The organism is Flagellimonas lutimaris (genome assembly GCF_003581615.1).
In the GTDB taxonomy this organism is placed as follows: domain Bacteria; phylum Bacteroidota; class Bacteroidia; order Flavobacteriales; family Flavobacteriaceae; genus Flagellimonas; species Flagellimonas lutimaris.
The window spans coordinates 24802-39670 of record NZ_QXFH01000077.1 but is presented as its reverse complement, the minus strand read 5'-3'; the positions used below and the strand labels follow the sequence as shown (position 1 = coordinate 39670).

The following is a 14869-nucleotide window of genomic DNA, read 5'->3' as shown; positions in this document are numbered from 1 at the left end:
ATGGAAGTTGTCTATGAAATCACCCCAGAACCAATCAATTCATCATTACTGTACCAAGCGGCAAACTGGCCCTCCGTAATGGCAGATTGTTTCTCCTTGAAATCAACAAACAAACCATTCTTTACTTTGTAAAGAGTTGCTGGCTGCAATGGCTGACGATATCGGATACGCGCCATCACCTCCATGGTCTCATCAACGTTTAAAGCCAAATCTGGACGTACCCAATGCAACTCATCCTCTTTTATAAATAAAGTGTTGCGCAATAGTCCAGGGTGAGATTTGCCTTGACCAGTATAAATAATGTTCTTGTCCACATCGGTATCGATGACGAACAGCGGTTCCTTGGTACCACCGACATTCAGTCCTTTTCGCTGTCCTATAGTAAAATAATGTGCGCCTTGGTGTTCGCCCACAACTTTTCCATCCGCCTGGGAATAGACAGGTTTCTCGGCTTGAAAGACCAATTTTTCCCGCTCATTTCGAAAGTCTGGGACAGTTGTCTGGAATTGGGAAGCATCACTAGGAACTTCCACTATCACACCTTTTTTTGGTTTCAATTTTTGTTGCAAAAATTCGGGCAAGTGCACCTTTCCAATAAAGCACAATCCTTGAGAGTCTTTTTTATCGGCAGTAATCAAATTATTTTCTGCCGCTATTTTTCGAACCTCTGGCTTTAACAGTTCTCCAATAGGAAATAAGGTCTTCGACAATTGCTCTTGGGATAGTTGACAAAGAAAATAGGATTGATCTTTGTTTGGATCTTTTCCAGATAAAAGCTGATAGGTTTCGGTTCCATCCTGATTTTTGATGGTTCCCTTTCGGCAATAATGTCCTGTAGCTACGTAATCGGCACCCAATTGCAGGGCGATTTTCATAAACACGTCAAACTTTATCTCGCGGTTGCAAAGTACATCGGGATTGGGTGTTCTTCCTCTTTCATATTCATTGAACATATAATCAACGATACGCTCCTTGTATTCCGTACTTAGGTCCACCGTTTGGAACGGAATTCCCAACTTTTCGGCAACAATCAATGCATCGTTGCTGTCTTCTAACCATGGGCATTCTTCAGAAATGGTAACGGAATCGTCATGCCAGTTCTTCATGAACAGACCAATCACATCATACCCTTGCTCTTTGAGCAAATAGGCAGCTACGCTTGAATCCACTCCTCCCGAAAGTCCAACAACAACCTTTTTCATTGCAATGATTTAAGGCTACAAAAATACGAATTGACGCTCATTTAATATGATAATTATGTCTTAAAGGAAAAACCTTCCATTTATAACCTACAGACAACTAGAATTTTAATTTTGTTAAAGTTTTACATCAAAATGTTAAACAGTATTGTTCTTATTTTGTTTAAGTATAATTTTATAACATTAAACAATCAGATATATAATTCAACGACATGAAAGCATTTAAAATTTTATCCCGACTGACTTTATTAGTTTCACTAGTCACCATTGTGTCCTGTTCAGACGATGATGACGGAAACATGCCGCCCGAGGAGGTAACAACCATTGTTGATGCTGCTCAGGCAACAGCTGAATTGAGTACTTTAGTGAGTGCTTTGCAAAAAGCCGATGAAAGTGCCAATAACGACTTAGTAGCTGCCCTAAGCAGCGAAGGACCTTTTACGGTTTTCGCACCGACCAATCAAGCCTTCAACGATTTATTAGCACAACTTGATGGATTTGATTCGTTGGATGACTTTAGTTCCCAACAACTACAAGATTTGCTTGCCGTTATTTTAACCTATCACGTTGTAGCTGACGCTGCCGTTCTGTCAACTGATTTGAGCGATGGACAAAGCATTACCACTTTGCAAGGTTCTACCCTACAAGTATCCACTCAAGGAGGAGTATTTATTGGAGATGCAACAGATGTTGATGCTGAAGTGACTGCTGCCGATATTGAAGTTTCCAATGGTGTAGTGCATATCATTGATAAGGTTTTATTACCTCAAACGATACTGGACGAATTGGCCGACATTATTTTGGTCCCGATTACAGATTTAGCTATTGGAAATGAAAACCTACAGAATTTAGTGGCCGCCCTTGTAGCAGCTGATGGAGATTTACCCACTGTATTACGTGGTGATGGGCCATTTACAGTATTGGCTCCGACCGATGAAGCTTTTGAAACATTCCTTGATGGAGCAGCTCTAGCTGATGTCCCTGTGGATGTGCTTACCAATGTATTATTAAACCACGTGATCAGTGGTGAAGTTTCTTCTACCGATCTTACCGGACTTGGCTCCGGATACACAAGCACTTTGGCCACTGGAGCCGGAGATCAAAATGTAAGCTTGTTCTTCGATACAACCGATGGTGTTACCTTTAATGGTGTTTCTTCAGTAGTAACTCCAGATGTAAAAGCATTGAACGGAATAGTACACGTTGTTAATGCCGTAATCGATATTCCAAATATTGTAGATCATGCTGTTGCCAACCCAGGATTGACCTCATTAGTAGGTGCTTTGACAGATGGTGGAAACACAACCTTTACAGATTTGTTGTCCAACGAAGAAGAGACCTTCACAGTATTTGCTCCTGGGAACGATGCCTTTAGCGCATTCACCAATCCAAATACCAATGACTTAAATGCCATTCTATCCAACCATGTAGTTGTGGGTGCTGCGGCATTCTCTTCAGGATTGACTAATTCCTATGTGAACACGGCTGCAGAATTTGCTACAGATGAAAATTTGAGCTTATACATTAATACAGATGATGGAGTTACCTTAAACGGAACCAGCAATGTGATGATGGCCGACATTGTAGCTAGCAATGGAGTTATTCACACCGTGGATGCAGTAATCGACTTACCTACTGTAGTGACTTTTGCTGCAGCCGACCCCAACTTCTCCACATTGGTACAAGCATTGACCGAATTGACACCAAACACGGATTTTGTAAGCGTATTGTCTGCCCAAGATGGTGCAGGAAGCGACCCATTCACTGTATTCGCTCCTACAAACACTGCATTTGATGCCTTGGCCAGTATTCCAGCAGAAGCTGACTTGATTCCAATATTACAACACCACGTAGTAGCCGGAGCCAATGTACGTTCAGGTGATTTGAGCGATGGTGCCACCGCAACTACTTTAGAAGGTGATATGATCACTATCAACCTACCAGGAACTGGCGATAATATTGCAGATATCACAGATGGTGCAGGAAACCCAGGTATTGGTATTGATGCTGTGGATGTCCAGGCTATCAATGGTGTAATCCACGTAGTGGACACTGTACTAATTCCAGATACTACAAATTAATTAGTTTTTGATTACATAAATAGTGCATTTAAGGCCCTCTCAATTAACTTTGAGGGGGCTTTTTATCGCGTAGTGTTTACCGTTCATCGATGACACATCAACAAAAGATTATTTACCCACAAAAACCAGACGTTTTACAACTTTTACTTTTTTGAACGTAGGTTATCCTGCATCTTTGGAGTCCCAAATCTTTCCAAACTAAACCTGTAAATGGAAACTCCCCCAAGAAATCTTGAGGGAGTTTTTTTATTTGAACCAAAAAGTATCTAACTCAGGATTATCTTTTTCCTGATTTCTTTTGCTCCTCGGCCTGTTCCATCATCTCGCGCATTTTACGCTGGAACTTGTTTTCCTTTTTAGGCTTCTTCTTGTTTTCCTGGATTTGGGCATGGATTTTATCCTCATCCAAAATGTAGTTCTTAATGGCCAACATAATAAAGATGGTAATCAAGTTGGAAATGAAGTAGTACAAACTCAATCCACTTGCATAGTTGTTAAAGAAGAACAACATCATCACGGGAGATAGGTACATAATAAATTTCATGTTCGGCATACCAGGCTGCTGTTGCATCTGCATACTCTGACCTGTTGTCATCTGCATGTAGAAGAAAATGGCTATGGACGCCAAAATCGGGAACAAGGATACGTGATCACCATAAAATGGAATGGTGAACGGTAACTCAAAAATGGTATCATAAGATGATAAATCCTCTGCCCATAAAAATGGTTTCTGTCGCAACGCAAAAGAGGTTGGGAAAAACATGAACAAGGAGTAGAAAATAGGCAACTGCAATAAGGCGGGCACACAACCACTCATGGGGCTTACGCCTGCCTTGTTGTATACCTTCATGGTCTCCTGTTGCTTTTTCATGGCATTGTCCTTGTACTTTTCGCTGATTTCCGAAATTTCAGGTTTCAACACCTTCATTTTGGCTTGCGACAAATAGGATTTATAGGTAACAGGCGAAAGTGCCAATCGCACCAAAATTGTCATAATAATAATCGCAATACCATAAGGAAGAAACGAACTCAAGAACGTATAGAACGGTGTGAAGACATATCGGTTAATCCAGCCAAAAATTCCCCACCCAAACGGAATGGACTCTACAAGACCTAAATCTTCATAATCATCCAACACCTTAACATCGGTAGGTCCATAGTACCAGTACATGTTTTGGGACAATTCACCCCCTTGAAGCTCCAAAGGAGCACGTGTACTATATGCTTTGGTGAAAAGCAATTCTTTACTTTCTTCCTCCACCAAGTTGGTAGAGGTTAAATCAGCTGTCTTAAAATGATTATCGGTTGCCAAAATAGAACTGAAAAAGTGCTGACGGTACGACAACCACTTTACATCTACTTCGGTTTCCTCATCAAAATCACTGCTCTCGGAAAGTTTGCTGATATTTCCCTCATCGTGATTGTATGTTAGACGGGTGTATCTATTTTCATACCTGATACTCTGATCATGTCGGATACCTTTTAGATCCCACTCCAAAGTAACTGGCTTACTACTATTGAAAACTCCACTCAAACCTTGGGAACGAACAGTGAAATCAACCAAATATTCATTCGGCTTCATTTCGTAACGATACTCCAAAAACTGGTTACTGGCCACTTTGGCCTTCATGGAAAGTACATGGTTGTCCCCACTTTGTGTAAGCGATGGTTCAAAATAAAGGTCTGCCGTACTCAATACTCTATTGTCCGAAGTAGTGAAATTCACTGCAAAATTGGCATTGCCATCTTTTACCAAATACACGGGAACGGAATCGTGGGTCACAAAATTCTTCATTTTGGCCTCCACAATCTGTCCACCTTGATTGGAAACCTCCAATTTTAAAACCTCATTTTCCAATATGGTGGTTCCATCCGAAGTTTTTGTAAAACCAAATGCACCAACCGTATTCTTATATTGGGCCACTGCGGTGGAATCATTAAGATCTATAGTCTTTGTTTCTTTTACAACTGCCGTTTTGACTTCTTCTTCAACCTTAGTTTTCTCAGCCTCAACTTGCTCTTGTTCTGCTTTTTGAGCCTCTAACTCTTCTGGCGTGGGCTGATTTTGGTAAAACATATATATGAGTATCCCAAAAATCAGTACAAATCCAACAATGGATTTAATATCCAGCTTCTTTTCTTCCATGAATATTATTTAGTAGAAATATTTTATTGGTATTTCAGGTGGCAAATATATGCCCAAAACCCCGTTTTATGCCAAACTGGCATTGTTTTGTTTCTGTTTATGGGTCAATACCGCCTTTACAAATCCAACAAATAATGGATGTGGGCTAGCTACCGTACTTTTATATTCTGGGTGGTACTGTACCCCTACAAACCATGGGTGTGAAGGAATCTCCACAACTTCCACCAAGCCTGTTTTTGGGTTTAGACCAGACGCTACCAATCCAGCTTCTTCCATTTGCTCCTTGTACTTGTTGTTGAATTCGTAACGGTGCCTATGGCGTTCCTCAATATCGGATGAACCATATACTTGCTCCACTAAGCTACCTTCTTTTAAATGACAGTCCCAACTACCCAAACGCATGGTCCCGCCCATATCGGTAATGGATTTTTGTTCTTCCATTAAACTAATAACTGGGTCTGGCGTTTCTTTGTCCATTTCGGTGGAGTTGGATTTGTCCAAACCAAGAACCGTTCTTGCAAATTCGATTACAGCCATCTGCATTCCCAAACAAATACCAAGAAATGGTATGTTGTTCTCTCGGGCATACTTTACTGCATTTACCTTACCCTCTATTCCACGTTCCCCAAAGCCGGGAGCGACCAAAATGCCGTCCAGGCCTTTCAATTTTTTATCTATATTTTTTGCTGTCAAATGTTCGGAATGAATCGATTTCACCTCAACATCGACTTCATTGGCGGCTCCTGCATGTATAAAAGCCTCTTGTATGGATTTATATGAATCCGGAAGCTCAACATATTTTCCAATCAATCCAATGGTTACTTTATCCTTTGGGTTTTTATGACGATTTAAGAATTCCTTCCACTGATCTAGATTTGGCTCTGTATCATTGGGAAGTGCCAATTTTTCCAAGGTAACCGTATCCAAACCTTCTTCTTGCATTAACAAAGGAACATCATAAATGGTTGATGCATCAATGGATTGAATCACAGCCTCCTTTCTTACATTACAGAAGAGCGCCAATTTTTCTTTGATGTCCTCGGAAATATTATGCTCTGTTCTGCAAACCAAGATATCTGCTTTAATACCACTCTCCATCAAAGTTTTAACAGAGTGTTGCGTTGGCTTTGTCTTTAATTCACCCGCGGCAGATAAAAATGGCACCAAGGTTAGATGGATTACAATACCATTGTGCTCACCCAACTCCCAAAGTAGTTGTCTTACTGCTTCAATATAGGGCAGCGATTCAATATCCCCAACCGTACCACCGATTTCGGTAATAATAATGTCGTAATCACCACTGTTTCCCAAAATTTGGATACGCTCCTTTATCTCGTTGGTAATATGGGGGACCACCTGAACTGTTTTGCCCAAAAATTCACCTCTTCGCTCTTTTTCAATAACGCTTTGGTAGATTCTTCCCGTGGTCACATTATTGGCCTGTGATGTACGGACATTCAAAAAGCGTTCGTAGTGGCCTAGATCCAAATCGGTTTCTGCACCATCATCGGTCACATAACATTCGCCATGCTCGTATGGATTCAGTGTCCCCGGGTCCACATTTATATAGGGATCTAATTTTTGTATGGTGGTTCGGTACCCCCTGGCTTGCAGTAGTTTGGCCAAGGATGCGGCGATAATTCCTTTACCCAATGAAGAAGTAACGCCTCCCGTAACGAAAATGTACTTGGTATCTGACATATTGATCATTCTATTACGGGGCGTAAAGTTACTAATTGCGGGGCAAAAATCAGGAAGATTGGCGAGGAAAATCTTTTTGGATCTTTCTGATGATGGGTTCCAAGCTGTTATCCTTAATGGTAAGCATGGTATTTAGATAGTCTCCCAGTTTCCCTTTGGGAAATCCTTTTTGCTTAAACCAGACCAGATAAGGCAAGGGCAAATCCACAAGATAGCGCCCTTTAAATTTACCAAAAGGCATTCTGTAGTGAGCGAGTTCCAATAACTGTTTTGAATCAGGGCGAATTTCCATATCTAGGTCGAAAATACTATCTTTCCATTAACAAATCCTCAAAATGAAACGTAGAAATTTTATAGCCACTGCTGCCGTAGGGTCTGCAGGACTGGCTTCAGCCTCTGCCATGGTATCAAATAACCAAGGTCAATCCAAAGAATTTAAACTAAAGCATAACATCAACCATAGTGTATGTGAATGGTGTTTTAACGATATCCCACTAGAAGATTTTTTAAAAACCTTGAACGAATTGGGTGTTAAAGCCATTGATTTGGTGGGTCCAGATAGATGGCCCATTTTGAAGAAGTATGATATACATTGTTCCATGTGCAATGGCGCGGAAATAAGTTTGACCGAAGGCTGGAACAATCCAAAATACCACGAACAGTTGATAAAAAACTATACGGAAATGATTCCGAAGGTAGCCGAGGCAGGTTATACCAACCTCATCTGTTTTAGTGGTAATAGAGACGGTATGAACGATTATGTTGGTCTTCAAAATTGCGTGGATGGTCTTTCACAAATTATTCCCTTGGCGGAAAAGCATGGTGTGGTGATACAAATGGAACTGTTCAACCAAGTAAACCATCCAGATTACATGTGCGACAACTCGTTATGGGGAGTTGAACTTTGTAAACACTTGGGAAGCGATAATTTTAAATTATTGTTTGATATCTACCATATGCAAATACAGGAAGGGGACATCATCCGAAGCATACAGAATTATCACCCTTATTTTGGGCACTACCATACTGCTGGGGTACCGGGCAGACATGAAATTGATGAGACGCAGGAGTTATACTACCCCGCTATCATTAAAGCCATACACGATACAGGTTTTACCGGTTACGTTGCACAAGAATTTATTACTACCTGGGACGATAAGATTGAAGCCTTGAAGGATGGATTTATGCGGTGTGATATCTAATATTTGAATCAAAAGATAACCTTTAAGACGAGGGTTTACGATTAACATAATTCATCAAGTAATGTCAATAAAGACGAATCCATACTTTATGAAAAAATTTTCCCTTTTATTTTTTGTTTCAATATTTCTGATCGGGTGCGAGATGTCCTCTAAAAAAAAGGTGGCGGACGTATCAGCAAAACGACCGAATATCCTTTTCATAATGTCGGATGACCATGCTTACCAAGCCATAAGCGCCTATGATACCTCATTAATCCGAACTCCAAATATCGACCGTATCGCCAAAGAAGGCATGCTTTTCACCAATGCATCGGTTACCAATTCCATTTGTGCTCCCTCCAGAGCAACCATATTAACTGGGAAGCATACTCATATTAATGGAAAAATTGATAACCTTACTCCTTTTGACACCTCTCAGGTTACTTTTCCCCAATTGTTCCAAAAAGCAGGATACCAAACTGCCATGTTCGGTAAACTTCACTTTGGTAACAGTCCCAAGGGAGTAGATGAATTCATGATAGTACCGGGGCAGGGCCGATACATCAATCCTGATTTTATAACTACAGAAGGGGATACCATTCAAAAAATGGGATATGCCACAGATATTATCACTGACCTTTCCTTAGAATGGTTGGACAAAAAAAGGGACACTACCAAACCCTTTATGATGATGTACTTGCACAAGGCACCTCACAGGCCTTGGTGGCCAAAGGCAGAAAAATTCAAAAGATGGTCAAAAAAAGAAATTCCAGAACCTACTTCTCTTTTTGATGATTATTCCAATCGAGGCACAGCGGCACATACCGCAGAAATGAATATTTTGGAACATATGCTGATGAGCTACGATTGCAAAGTGTACCCAGAAGTTCTGGAGGAGATGGGAATTGAGACCGACCCTAGAAACGAAAGGCTTTTTAATGGAGTGGAAATGTCCAGACTAACACCTGAACAACTTAAAGAGTATAAACCTATTTTGGATTCTATCACCGCCGACTTTAAAGAACATTGGCCCGGCATGACCGAAAAACAAAAAATGCAATGGAAATACCAAAGGTATATGCAAGATTACCTGGCCAGTATTGAGTCCGTTGATGATAATGTAGGCCGTGTACTGGATTATTTGGAAGAGAAAAAACTGGCAGAAAACACCTTGGTTGTTTACACGTCGGACCAAGGCTTTTATTTGGGTGAACATGGGTGGTTCGACAAACGATTTATGTATCAGGAATCGTTTAAAACTCCACTGTTGATAAGGTGGCCCAACAAAATAACACCGGGCATCTCCAATGATGAAATGGTACAAAATCTTGACTTTGCCCAAACTTTCTTGGAAGCTGCAGGGATTTCCGCCCCAAACGATATGCAGGGGAAGAGCCTGATGCCTTTACTCACGGGAAACGATGATAATTGGGGTAGGGAAAGTGTATACTACCATTATTATGAATATCCCGCAGAACATGCGGTGAAGCGTCACTATGGTATTGCAACCAAAAAGTATAAACTAATTCACTTTTATTATGATGTTGATGAGTGGGAACTTTACGACCTCACCAAAGACCCCGACGAGATGAACAACGTGTACTACGATTCTGAATACTCCGATATACGAGAAAGGTTAAAAGTAGATTTGAAAGAACTTCGTAAGAAATACAAAGACTCGGAGGAGCTCGACACAAGGTTTATAGAGCAGTACAAGGAGGGTCAATAAGACCTATTATCCTTTTTCTTCGTTTTTTAAGGCTGCAGCTATTCTATTATTCCATTTGGATTGCATATCCCTATTCCTGGAAAAGTTGGTTTGCCAATCGTATTGCTCCTGATATTGTTGAAGCTCCACTAAAATATCCTTGTAGATTTTACGTACTTCCGCTTTAACATCATCGGAAAAAGAGGTACGTTGGAGTTTTTCCCTCATTTTTCGTGCAAATAGCTCAGCAATATCAAAATGAAGCTGTTCGTGCGCCAAAGTATTTTCATTGCACAATTCAGGTTTGTACCATGATTCATTAGGGTAGAAATATGCATTTACCTCAAAGTCCAATTTTACTTCATGGTGCAACAAATTTGCCGAATAAGAATAACTAATGCCACTGGCTGTGGTTGCCGCCGATTCAGCAGCAGGTGGAACTTTTCCTTTAAAATCGGCCCAGGTAAGCCTCATATTTTCACTCCAAGCGACCCCCTCCTCGATTTCTTGTGCAAAACCCAAAAAACCAAAAAGAAAAACACATCCTATGAAAATTATTTTATCCAATTAAAATCAATTACTTTTTCAATGTCTGGATGCAAACTATAATGCACTGGGCAAGTATTGGCTGTATGAACCAATATTTTTCTATGTTTTTCAGAAACCGATGCAGGCAACTCCAACTTTACCTCAATCTTAGAAATTCTTCTTGGATTGGCCGCCATATGTTTAGTTACTTCAGCCGTTGAGCCTGTTAAATCCACATCCATATCACGGGCCTTGATACCCATCATGGTGATCATACAATTGGCCAATCCCGTTGCTACCGTATCAGTTGGTGAAAATGCTTCGCCCTTTCCATTGTTATCAACCGGGGCATCCGTAATATATTCGTTTCCAGAGCGAAGGTGCACACAGGTTGTACGTAGATTTCCGTTATAGGTTACTTTTGCTGTCATTTGGCTCTACTTCTTTTATCCTAAGGTTATCATACTCCATAATATAGCAAGCACGATTAAAATAGCCAGAGGTCCAATCATTGAGATAATCAAAACCATTTCCGGCATACTCTGTCAAACCTATATATTTTGATGTTTCAAAAAGGTTGTTCTTATATGCAAGCTTCAACAATACATCCATAGTAACATCAAATCCTCTAACTGCATATCTATCGGGCAATACACCTCTATATTTTTGACTGTACGCCTTGGTGAAAGCATCACTTCCTGATTCTCTATAAAAGGACGGATAGGTAAATTTAAGGTTGGACAAATGGGTCTTGGACACCGCTTCATTCTCAAAAGCGGCATTAAAACTTGTAGTCAACATTCGAACCTTTATTTCTTTGGTCTCCTCTGTACTTAATAATGAAGAAGTGTTGGCCGAATTCAAGATGGATGTGACACTGGCCACCATATTCGGTTGGTCGGTTTCCAAAAACACCCAATTTTCCTTTTCCCCTGAAAGCTGAATCAAAAATTCATCTAAATGCAATGACTTATTATCTATCACCTTGGCAATTTGGGCAGCAGGAAATTTACTTAAAATTGAATCATGAGCAACTTGATGGGTAGAATCAGCAATAATCACTATGTTCTCATCCTTATGAATCTTTTCCATGTAAGACAACATTTTATCCCGGAGCACCACATCTCTGGGCACAGAATAAAATACATTATTATGACTCAACTTGCTATCCGAAGAAATCGGGGCAATCACCGGAATATCTTTTGCCGCAGCCTGAACAGCTACTTCATCCAAAGGTCCTGGAGCCAATGGACCAATAATGGCATTGACACCATTTAGGTTTTCCCTGAACAGGATTTCCTTCACCTTGGCTTGGTCCAATTGGGTATCATAAGTTTTTACATCTACGGAAACCCCTAACTTTTTAATGGAGTCCAAAGCTACCATAGCACCTGTATAAAATCCTAGGCTCAGCGCAAGGTCTCTTCGGTTTTTTATTAACTCCTGAGCTTTTTCTCTATCATTGACATCTACCTTATCCAAACGGAAAGGAAGCATGAATACCAATTTGGGCCTGTTTTCTATGTTGATACTGTCCACCAAATTAATCTTATCCAAGACCAAGGCATTTTTCACTTCTAATTGGTCAGCCTTTTCTTTGGGTAATTTTAAAACCATTCCGGCTTTCAGCCCATTTTCGAGAGCAGGGTTCAAACGGAACAAATCCTCTCTGGATATTTTAAGGTTTTGTGTCAACCTAAAAATATTCTGCTTGGGCTTAACTTCATAAAAAATAAAGTTGTCTGTATTTACCTCTCCTTCGTCATCCTTCTTTTTAGGTAACCGGACCACCATTCCTTCTTTTAGTCCACCCTCCTGCATAATCTCCGGATTCAACCTAACAATAGAATCTGCAGGGATACCGTATTCCCTTCCCAAACTGTAAAGGGTCATTTTTGGAGGCACCGTGTAAGAAATAAAAATCTCTGTTTTTTGTTCTTTAAGACTGTCTCCCTTGGGTCGCGGCAATTTTAATTCTTCCCCGATGGCCAAGTAATTGGTGTTCTTGTCCAATTCTGGATTCAAAATCAATAGACTATCCACACTAATACCATATTTGTGTGCAATGCTCCAACGGGTTTCTTTGGGCTGTACTGTGTAGGTCTCAAAGTCCAACTCTTTTTCCTCATTTGGGTCAACCTCCGGGAACACAGGAATTTGAAGAACCATTCTACGTTCAAGAGTTTCAGAGTATAAACGGGTATTGTATCTTTTAAGCTGGTCTTCGGTAATGTTGTATTTCTGAGTAAGACCAAAAATAGTTTCTTTCCTTTTTACCCTATGACGCGTAAAACGAATTGGTTTTACTTTTTCTTCTTCTTGTTTTTCCTCTTTGGACTCTGTTTTGTTTTCAACAGGTTTTCCATTTAATGGAATTATAAGAATAGTGTTCTCCTTTACATCGGAAGCACTTTTGATTTCCTTATTGGCCTGTAAAATACTGTAGGGCGTCACCCGATATTTTTGAGAGATGCTTTTCAGCGTTTCTCCCTCTTTTACAGCATGTGTTGCGTAGTTCTGTGCAGAAACTGGTACCATGGCCAACAAAAAGGCCGCGGTAAAAACCAGTTGTAAAATATATTTTTTCATTCCCATTCTATAGTTGCCGGTGGTTTTGAGCTAATGTCATACACCACTCTATTAACGCCTTTAACCTTGTTTATTATATCATTAGAGGTCTTTTGTAAGAATTCATATGGTAAATTCACCCAATCGGCCGTCATTCCATCGGTACTTTCAACGGCTCTGAGCGCCACACATTTTTCGTAAGTGCGCTCATCTCCCATAACTCCTACACTATCTACGGGCAAAAGCATGGCTCCGGCCTGCCAAACCTTGTCATAAAGTCCCCATTTTTTCAATCCATCAACAAAAATGGCATCCACTTCTTGTAAAATCGCCACTTTTTCCGGGGTAATGTCTCCCAAGATACGGATTCCCAAACCAGGACCTGGAAATGGATGTCTTCCCAATATCTCTGGGGACATCTCCATACTTGCTCCTACTCTTCTCACCTCATCCTTGAACAACATTTTCAAGGGCTCCACTACTTTCAATTTCATATAGTCGGGCAAACCTCCAACATTATGGTGGCTTTTTATCACTGCTGATGGTCCTCCACTGGCTGAAACAGATTCTATCCTATCTGGATAAATAGTTCCTTGCGCCAACCATTTTGCATTTTCCACTTTGTGGGACTCATCATCAAAGACCTCAATAAAGACCCTTCCAATGATTTTTCTTTTTCCTTCAGGATCAGATTCTCCCTTCAAGGCATCCAAAAAGCGTGCCGAAGCATCAACACCCTTTACGTTTAGGCCCATATGTTTGTATTGGTCCAAAACACTTTCGAACTCATTTTTACGTAAAAGTCCATTGTTTACGAAAATACAGTGTAAATGGTCCCCAATGGCTTTATGCAACAACATGGCGGCAACACTGGAATCCACTCCACCGGACAAACCAAGTATCACTTTCTCGTCACCAATCTCTTCTTTTAACTCTTCCACTGTTGTTTCAACAAAGGCGTCAGGCGTCCAATCTTGTTCCAATCCAGCAATGTTCACCAAAAAGTTCTCCAAAAGCTTTGTTCCATCAGTGGTATGGTACACCTCTGGGTGGAACTGAATACCGTAGGTGGCCTCTCCATCAATCTTATAGGCTGCATTTTCCACATCGTGGGTGCTTGCCAAACGTATAGCTCCTTCGGGAAGTTCCTTAATAGTATCGCTATGGCTCATCCATACTTGACTTCCTTCACCAATATCCTGTAAGAAATCATCTTCTGAATTCACATAGGACAAATTGGCCCTACCATATTCACGGGTGGCAGATGGCGCTACATTCCCTCCATGAAAGTGGGACAAATATTGGGCACCATAGCAAATACCCAGAAGAGGTTTCTTGCCTTTTATATCCGATAAATCAGGGTGGGGAGCCTGCTCCGATCGCACCGAAGATGGCGATCCAGATAGGATAACAGCCTTATAATCCGATAAATCCTCGGGCAGTTTGTTGTATGGCTTTATTTCTGAATAAATGTTGAGTTCCCTTACTCGCCTTGCGATCAATTGTGTATACTGGGAACCAAAGTCTAGGATGAGTACGTTGTTATGCATGGGCAAAAATAGCAATTTGCTTTAGTTGCAAAAGTATCTTTTAAAGGATATTTATTACAACTTTTTCCATGAAGTTATTCCAACGGGTTATTAACAAGTTAACTATTGCGGATTCCTGTTAACCGTTATTTCGAAAAACACATAATCTAATATAGTTTTTTTCTTAACTGATTTCATTATTTCTTTGCGTTTTAAAATAGCATTGAA

11 protein-coding genes are annotated in these 14869 nt (G+C 40.5%); 3 read left to right on the top strand and 8 right to left on the bottom strand.

Features of this window, described 5'->3' with window-relative positions; genetic code table 11:
* Window positions 1–11 precede the first annotated feature (11 nt).
* Window positions 12–1202: a tRNA 2-thiouridine(34) synthase MnmA gene (mnmA, locus tag D2V08_RS14320; RefSeq protein WP_119608844.1), complete on the bottom strand. Its 1191-nt coding sequence runs from the start codon at window positions 1200–1202 to the stop codon at window positions 12–14.
* A gap of 209 nt (window positions 1203–1411) precedes the next feature.
* On the opposite strand from mnmA, the gene D2V08_RS14315 reads away from it, so the two are divergent.
* Entirely contained in the window at window positions 1412–3280 is a 1869-nt protein-coding gene (locus D2V08_RS14315) for a fasciclin domain-containing protein (protein ID WP_119608843.1), read from the top strand.
* A 277-nt stretch (window positions 3281–3557) separates the two neighbouring features.
* Here the strand turns inward: D2V08_RS14315 and yidC are convergent, their stop codons facing one another.
* The 3 genes from yidC to D2V08_RS14300 all read right to left on the bottom strand — a co-directional run bounded on the left by yidC (window position 3558) and on the right by D2V08_RS14300 (window position 7419).
* A complete protein-coding gene (yidC, locus tag D2V08_RS14310) occupies window positions 3558–5426 on the bottom strand; it encodes a membrane protein insertase YidC (RefSeq protein WP_119608842.1) in 1869 nt (622 codons plus the stop codon).
* 66 nt (window positions 5427–5492) lie between these two features.
* Window positions 5493–7127, bottom strand: coding sequence for a CTP synthase (pyrG, locus tag D2V08_RS14305; RefSeq protein WP_119609655.1), 1635 nt, complete (start codon window positions 7125–7127; stop codon window positions 5493–5495).
* A gap of 49 nt (window positions 7128–7176) precedes the next feature.
* Window positions 7177–7419, bottom strand: coding sequence for a DUF3820 family protein (locus D2V08_RS14300; protein WP_119608841.1), 243 nt, complete (start codon window positions 7417–7419; stop codon window positions 7177–7179).
* Window positions 7420–7462: 43 nt separating this feature from the next.
* Here D2V08_RS14300 and D2V08_RS14295 point away from each other — a divergent pair, with 43 nt between their 5' ends.
* Window positions 7463–8329 carry a hydroxypyruvate isomerase family protein gene (locus D2V08_RS14295; RefSeq protein WP_119608840.1) on the top strand — a complete coding sequence of 289 codons (867 nt, stop codon included), beginning with the start codon at window positions 7463–7465 and terminating at the stop codon, window positions 8327–8329.
* An 88-nt stretch (window positions 8330–8417) separates the two neighbouring features.
* Window positions 8418–10037: a sulfatase family protein gene (locus D2V08_RS14290; protein WP_119608839.1), complete on the top strand. Its 1620-nt coding sequence runs from the start codon at window positions 8418–8420 to the stop codon at window positions 10035–10037.
* Between the two features lie 6 nt (window positions 10038–10043).
* Here D2V08_RS14290 and D2V08_RS14285 read toward each other — a convergent pair whose 3' ends face one another.
* Genes D2V08_RS14285 through guaA form a run of 4 tightly spaced genes read right to left on the bottom strand, consistent with a single transcriptional unit; the run spans window position 10044 to window position 14662 of the window.
* Window positions 10044–10583: a DUF922 domain-containing protein gene (locus D2V08_RS14285; RefSeq protein ID WP_119608838.1), complete on the bottom strand. Its 540-nt coding sequence runs from the start codon at window positions 10581–10583 to the stop codon at window positions 10044–10046.
* Window positions 10571–10975: an OsmC family protein gene (locus D2V08_RS14280; RefSeq protein WP_119608837.1), complete on the bottom strand. Its 405-nt coding sequence runs from the start codon at window positions 10973–10975 to the stop codon at window positions 10571–10573. The genes D2V08_RS14285 and D2V08_RS14280 overlap by 13 nt, the downstream gene beginning before the upstream one ends.
* Window positions 10953–13133 carry a LysM peptidoglycan-binding domain-containing protein gene (locus D2V08_RS14275; RefSeq protein ID WP_119609654.1) on the bottom strand — a complete coding sequence of 727 codons (2181 nt, stop codon included), beginning with the start codon at window positions 13131–13133 and terminating at the stop codon, window positions 10953–10955. Before D2V08_RS14275 ends, D2V08_RS14280 begins: the two co-directional genes overlap by 23 nt.
* A complete protein-coding gene (guaA, locus tag D2V08_RS14270) occupies window positions 13130–14662 on the bottom strand; it encodes a glutamine-hydrolyzing GMP synthase (protein WP_119608836.1) in 1533 nt (510 codons plus the stop codon). The genes D2V08_RS14275 and guaA overlap by 4 nt, the downstream gene beginning before the upstream one ends.
* Window positions 14663–14869: the final 207 nt, after the last annotated feature.

Coding starts and splice junctions, on each gene's coding strand:
- D2V08_RS14275 (WP_119609654.1), bottom strand. CDS start 13,133: ATGAAAAAATATATTTTACAACTGGTTTTTACCGCGGCCTTTTTGTTG.
- D2V08_RS14315 (WP_119608843.1), top strand. CDS start 1,412: ATGAAAGCATTTAAAATTTTATCCCGACTGACTTTATTAGTTTCACTA.
- D2V08_RS14290 (WP_119608839.1), top strand. CDS start 8,418: ATGAAAAAATTTTCCCTTTTATTTTTTGTTTCAATATTTCTGATCGGG.
- D2V08_RS14300 (WP_119608841.1), bottom strand. CDS start 7,419: ATGGAAATTCGCCCTGATTCAAAACAGTTATTGGAACTCGCTCACTAC.
- D2V08_RS14280 (WP_119608837.1), bottom strand. CDS start 10,975: ATGACAGCAAAAGTAACCTATAACGGAAATCTACGTACAACCTGTGTG.
- guaA (WP_119608836.1), bottom strand. CDS start 14,662: ATGCATAACAACGTACTCATCCTAGACTTTGGTTCCCAGTATACACAA.
- mnmA (WP_119608844.1), bottom strand. CDS start 1,202: ATGAAAAAGGTTGTTGTTGGACTTTCGGGAGGAGTGGATTCAAGCGTA.
- D2V08_RS14295 (WP_119608840.1), top strand. CDS start 7,463: ATGAAACGTAGAAATTTTATAGCCACTGCTGCCGTAGGGTCTGCAGGA.
- pyrG (WP_119609655.1), bottom strand. CDS start 7,127: ATGTCAGATACCAAGTACATTTTCGTTACGGGAGGCGTTACTTCTTCA.
- yidC (WP_119608842.1), bottom strand. CDS start 5,426: ATGGAAGAAAAGAAGCTGGATATTAAATCCATTGTTGGATTTGTACTG.